A 937-nucleotide genomic window follows, 5' to 3' on the forward strand; every position below is an offset into this window, starting at 1 on the left:
ATTGTACTGTGCTATGAACTGGAACCGGGTGGGAAACCGGGCGATAAGGGTGACAGCCCCGTACAGGCAAAGAATACAGGCATAGTGGTATCCTGAGTACCGCGGGACCGGAGAAATCCTGTGGGAATCCGCCAGCACCATCTGGCAAGGCTAAATACTCCTGAGAGACCGATAGTGGACCAGTACCGTGAGGGAAAGGTGAAAAGAACCCCGAACAGGGGAGTGAAAAGAACCTGAAACCGTGTGCTTACAAGCGGTTGGAGCGGACATGTTCCGTGACAGCGTGCCTTTTGCATAATGAGCCTACGAGTTACTCTTATCTGGCAAGGTTAAGTCCTTCAGGGACGCAGCCGAAGCGAAAGCGAGTCTGAACAGGGCGCATAGTCAGGTGAGGTAGACGCGAAACCTTGTGATCTACCCTTGGGCAGGTTGAAGTTGCGGTAACACGTAATGGAGGACCGAACCGATAAACGTTGAAAAGTTTCCGGATGACCTGAGGGTAGGGGTGAAAGGCCAATCAAACTGGGAAATAGCTCGTACTCCCCGAAATGTTTTTAGGAACAGCGTCGTCATATGAGTCTGCTAGAGGTAGAGCTACCGATTGGGTGCGGGGGAGTCAAATCCTACCAAATCCAGACGAACTCCGAATGCTATGCAGATATGGACGGCAGTGAGGCTTTGGGTGCTAAGGTCCAAGGCCGAGAGGGAAAGAACCCAGACCATCAGCTAAGGTCCCCAAATGTAGTCTAAGTTGAACTAACGAGGTCCGGTTGCCCAGACAGCTAGGATGTTGGCTTGGAAGCAGCCATTCATTTAAAGAGTGCGTAACAGCTCACTAGTCGAGCGGCCGGGCGTGGATAATAAACGGGCATCAAGACTGCTACCGAAGCTATGGATTGCAATTTATTGCACTGGTAGGGGAGCATTCCATGTGGGG

At 51.9% G+C, this 937-nt stretch carries 1 rRNA gene; it reads left to right on the plus strand.

The features are described 5' to 3' along the window. Nucleotides 1-937 (plus strand): 23S ribosomal RNA (locus ACFSR5_RS15765); the annotation flags it as partial.

Origin of the sequence: Sphingobacterium suaedae (assembly GCF_042684625.1) — a bacterium.
In the GTDB taxonomy this organism is placed as follows: Bacteria; Bacteroidota; Bacteroidia; order Sphingobacteriales; family Sphingobacteriaceae; genus Sphingobacterium; species Sphingobacterium suaedae.